6 protein-coding genes are annotated in these 4368 nt (G+C 61.7%); 5 read left to right on the forward strand and 1 reads right to left on the reverse strand.

Annotated elements, in window-relative coordinates; genetic code table 11:
• Positions 1-726 precede the first annotated feature (726 nt).
• Positions 727-879, reverse strand: coding sequence for a hypothetical protein (locus tag AC3EA7_RS21830; protein WP_488616191.1), 153 nt, complete (start codon positions 877-879; stop codon positions 727-729).
• Between the two features lie 340 nt (positions 880-1219).
• Between AC3EA7_RS21830 and AC3EA7_RS21835 the strand changes: the two genes are divergently transcribed.
• The 5 genes from AC3EA7_RS21835 (at position 1220) to AC3EA7_RS21855 (ending at position 4257) form a co-directional block, all read left to right on the forward strand.
• Positions 1220-2161 (forward strand): DnaJ C-terminal domain-containing protein, encoded by a 942-nt coding sequence (locus tag AC3EA7_RS21835; RefSeq protein ID WP_488616192.1) that lies wholly within the window; start codon positions 1220-1222, stop codon positions 2159-2161.
• Positions 2158-2280 (forward strand): hypothetical protein, encoded by a 123-nt coding sequence (locus AC3EA7_RS21840; RefSeq protein ID WP_488616193.1) that lies wholly within the window; start codon positions 2158-2160, stop codon positions 2278-2280. The genes AC3EA7_RS21835 and AC3EA7_RS21840 overlap by 4 nt, the downstream gene beginning before the upstream one ends.
• Positions 2281-2356: 76 nt before the next feature.
• Positions 2357-2683, forward strand: a complete 327-nt coding sequence (locus AC3EA7_RS21845; RefSeq protein ID WP_488616194.1) for a chaperone modulator CbpM — start codon at positions 2357-2359, stop codon at positions 2681-2683.
• Between the two features lie 23 nt (positions 2684-2706).
• On the forward strand, positions 2707-3402 hold the full coding sequence (locus AC3EA7_RS21850; RefSeq protein WP_488616195.1) for a rhomboid family intramembrane serine protease: 696 nt from the start codon (positions 2707-2709) through the stop codon (positions 3400-3402).
• 15 nt (positions 3403-3417) lie between these two features.
• The gene (locus AC3EA7_RS21855) at positions 3418-4257 is read left to right on the forward strand and encodes an SDH family Clp fold serine proteinase (RefSeq protein ID WP_488616196.1); all 840 of its coding nucleotides are present in this window, start codon (positions 3418-3420) and stop codon (positions 4255-4257) included.
• The last annotated feature ends 111 nt before the right edge of the window (positions 4258-4368 follow it).

Below are 4368 nucleotides of genomic sequence, written 5' to 3' on the forward strand. Positions count from 1 at the left end.
CGCGCCCCCTCACCCCCCTGCCCCCCTCGCGCCTCGCACCGCACGCCTCGCGCCTCACACCGCACGCCTCGCGCCTCGCACCGCACGCCTCGCGCCTCACACCGCACGCCTCGCGCCTCGCACCGCACGCCTCGCGCCTCACACCGCACGCCTCGCGCCTCGCACCGCACGCCTCACGCCCCTCACGTTGCACCGTACCGAACTCTTCGCACCCCGGCATCCCGGCATTGATCCAACAACGAGTCCACTGCAAAGAGGCTTCACCGCCAAGGACCGAAGCGCACGAAGGGGGAGAACCATGAAGCGCATGTCCTTCGCGTCCCTTGGTGACCTTCGTGGTTGCTTGTTGCGGTGAAGTCACGGAAGGCTCAACCGCCAAGGACCCGAAGCGCACGAAGGGGAATAAAAAGGTGAATAAACATGAAGTGCATGTCCTTCGTGTCCCTTGGTGACCTTCATGGTTGCTTGTTGCGGTGAAGTCATGGAAGGCTCAACCGCCAAGGACCCGAAGCGCACGAAGGGGGAGAACCATGAAGCGCATGTCCTTCGTGTCCCTTGGTGACCTTCGTGGTTGCTTTTTGCCGTGAAGTCAATCCACTGCTTGCTTTGCACGGATATTGTAGCAAACAGGGGGATGGTTCTCCAAACGACCGCCAGGTATGTGTCCGCCGGGGAAGCCTCGGCTTCCGCGCGGCGGGCTCCTTGAACAAGCGTACTAACTGCGCTTCACGACGAAGCCCCGAAGCGAACGTTGTAGATTGCAAGCCCAATCAGCACGACGACGGCAAGTCCAATGGAGACGTAAGGGTCGAGAAGAGCGGTAAAGAGGACCAGTACTGCGGCGAGACCACTGATGATTCCTTCCATTTTGCGGTTCATGTCTGCACTCCTTTGTGCAAGTCGCCGTTTGAAGGCTGGCTGGCGGACGGCGCTTCAGCCACAGCGCGGGAAGAAGATTTCCCAGCCAGACGAGGCGCCTGAGCAGTATCCAACCGTTATGCAGGCGACCTGTTTCCTTTCCGCGCTGCCAGCCGCTTCTTGAGCGACTTAGGACTCTCTTTCGGTTTGCAGCCTGACAGTATACCACCTCCCACAGGTTCTGAACCTGCGTGAGACGCTCCGGATGGTTCACGTTGTCCCACTCTACACCGGCAACCGTTCTTCCGTTCCCATCTGATATAATTCCCCTGCGCCATTTCTTCACCATAAGGCAATGCTTATGGATTTCAAGGATTACTACGCCGTCCTCGGCGTTCCGCCCGATGCCGACGAGCAGACGATTAAGAAAGCGTACCGCAAACTGGCGCGGCAGTACCATCCCGACGTCAATCCCGGCGATAAGCAGGTTGAGGAACGCTTCAAGGAGATCAACGAAGCCTACGAGGCGTTGAGCGACCCGGAACGTCGCCGCAAGTACGATCAGCTGCGCGAACAGTATCAGCGCTGGCAGCAACGCGGCGGCAGCGGCGAGTTCGACTGGGGTCCCTGGCAGACGGCGCCGGGGCAGACGGTCTATACCTATACGACGGTCTCGCCGGAGGACCTGGAGGACCTGTTCGGGAGCGAAAGCCCCTTTTCGGACTTCTTCGGCGCGATCTTTGGCCAACCACGCGCTGCGGCGCCGCGTGGTCCGCAACGGGGGCACGACATTGAGTTGCCGGTCGAGATTTCGCTCGAAGAGGCGTTCCACGGCACGACGCGCTCGCTTCAGGCGGGTACGCGACGCATCGAGGCGAAGATTCCGGTCGGCGCGCGCACCGGCACTCGTGTACGTCTCGCCGGTCAGGGGCGCCCCGGTATTGCCGGGGGACCGCCTGGCGATCTCTACCTGCTGATCACCGTTCTGCCGCATCCACAGTTCGAGCGCGACGGCGATGATCTGACCACGACGGTCCCGGTCGATTGCTTGACAGCGATTGCCGGCGGCGAGGCGCGCGTTCCGACGCTGGACGGTTCGGCGCTGCTCAAGATTCCGCCGCGCACGCAGGCGGATCAGGTGTTCCGCCTGCGCGGCAAGGGCATGCCGCGTCTTGAGCGCCCCACCGAACGCGGCGATCTGTTTGCGCGGGTGAAACTGGTGCTGCCTGAAGCGTTGAGCGATGCGGAAGTCGAGTCGATTCGCGTCCTGGCGCGCGAGCGGAGCGCGCGAAAAAAAGGGTGACCGGCGCGCCGGGGCTATCGACGTCACCCCGCCTGGCAGCCGGTCAATACTGGATGATTGTTCTGATTCTTGGCGTCGTAATTGTCGTGCTCCTCTGGCTGATTGCTGGGACGCTTTGAAGCCTGCTCGTCAAAAAACGCCTTGCGCCTCGGCGTCTGCGTCAATCTTTCCAGGAAATGTTGCAGGAGTGATGGTATGTTGATCCGTCGCATCAACCCCGAAACGCTGGCAGCGCAGACCGGTCTGCCGGTTGAAGTCATCGAGGACCTGATCGATCTGGGGCTGATCGGAGCATTTGCCGAACCGGATGAAGACGATCTGTGCGAATTGCGTCGCGTGCGTCGCTTGATCGACACCCTGGGACTCTCTCACGAGGCGGTGGATGTGGTGCTTCAGATGCGACGCCGTCTGGTGGCGCTGCAACGCGAAGTGGCGCGGCTGCGCGCCGAACTCGCGGAACGGCGCCGCACCGAGCGCACAATGGTCTGGATCGAAGCGGAGTGGGTTGAAGAGCGGGAGTAGCCTGATGTGCGGAGAACTGGTGCATGATCCCGCTGTACGATAACGTTCACGCACGCTCCTTTCCCTTCGTCAACTGGACGCTGATTGTTGTCAATGCTGCTATCTTCCTGCTCGAAATCGCGTTTGGCGCCAATGCCGAACGATTCGTGACGATCTTTGGCGTCGTTCCTGCGCGCTTGCTCGCCGATCCGGGACCGGATCAGATCATCACGCTGTTTACCTCGATGTTTCTCCACGGAGGATGGTCACACCTGCTGAGCAATATGCTGGCGCTCTACATCTTCGGCGACAATGTCGAAGATCGGATGGGAGGGGGGCGTTACCTGACGTTCTATATCATCTGTGGGTTGATCGCAGCCCTGACCCACGTGTTCTTTAACCCGGACTCGCCCATTCCGACGATCGGCGCAAGCGGCGCGATCAGCGGCGTGCTTGGCGCCTATCTGATCCTCTATCCGACGGCGCGGGTGATCACGCTCGTTCCAATACTCTTTCTCCCGTGGCTCATCGAAATCCCGGCAGTCATCTACCTGGGGGTCTGGTTCCTGTCGCAGTTGCTTAACGGCACGCTGGCGATTATCACCGGCGCACAGGGGTTTGGCGGCGTAGCGTGGTGGGCGCATGCCGGCGGGTTCGTCGCCGGTATCGTTCTTGTGGGGTTGTTCATTCAGCGCCGCAACCGGCGGCGCCTCTATGCGGACGAATATTGGCCCTGGTGATCGTGGAGGTTGCCCGTGGATCTGCTCGGACTGTTCTGGATTTTCTTCATTATTTCCTCGTTACAACCGGTCATTCGCCAGAAAATGCTCGAGAACGGGCGCCTGCGCCTGCTCGAACGTCTCGAGCAACAGCGTCGGAGCCGGGTAATTGTGCTGATCCACCGCCAGGAAACGCTCAGCCTGCTCGGCTTCCCACTCGTGCGCTACATCGACATCGACGACTCGGAAGCCGTGCTACGGGCGATTAAGATGACCGATAATGACGTTCCGATTGACCTGATCCTGCACACACCCGGCGGGTTGGTTTTGGCAGCCGAACAAATCGCCAGCGCACTGCGCAAGCATCCGGCAAAAGTCACCGTGTTCGTCCCGCACTACGCCATGTCCGGCGGGACGCTGATTGCGCTTGCGGCGGATGAGATTGTGATGGACGAAAATGCCGTCCTTGGACCGGTAGACCCGCAGTTGGGGCAGCACCCGGCAGCATCAATCCTCAAGGTATTGGAACGCAAGCCGATCGGCGAGATCGAAGACGAGACCCTGATTATGGCGGATATTGCCGAGAAAGCCATCCGCCAGGTGAAGGCGACCGTCATCGAGTTGCTGGTGGATCGCATGGGCGCCGAGAAAGCCGGGCATATCGCCACCATGCTGGCGACCGGCGTCTGGACCCACGACTACCCGATCAGCGTGCGCGAGGCGCGCGACCTGGGTCTGCCGGTCAGCACCGAAATGCCGCCGCTCGTGTACCAGTTGATGGGGCTGTACCCGCAGACAGCGCAGCGCCGTCCGTCGGTCGAGTACATTCTGCTCCCCCGCTCGCGCGAACCGGAGCGCCGCCGGGCAGAGCGATAGCAAGAAGCGCCCCCTCACGCCTCGCGCCCCTCACCCCCCTGCCCCCTCGCGCCTCGCGCCTCGCGCCTCGCGCCCCTCACCCCCCTGCCCCCTCGCGCCTCGCGCCTCGCG

It is taken from the genome of Roseiflexus sp. (assembly GCF_057785375.1).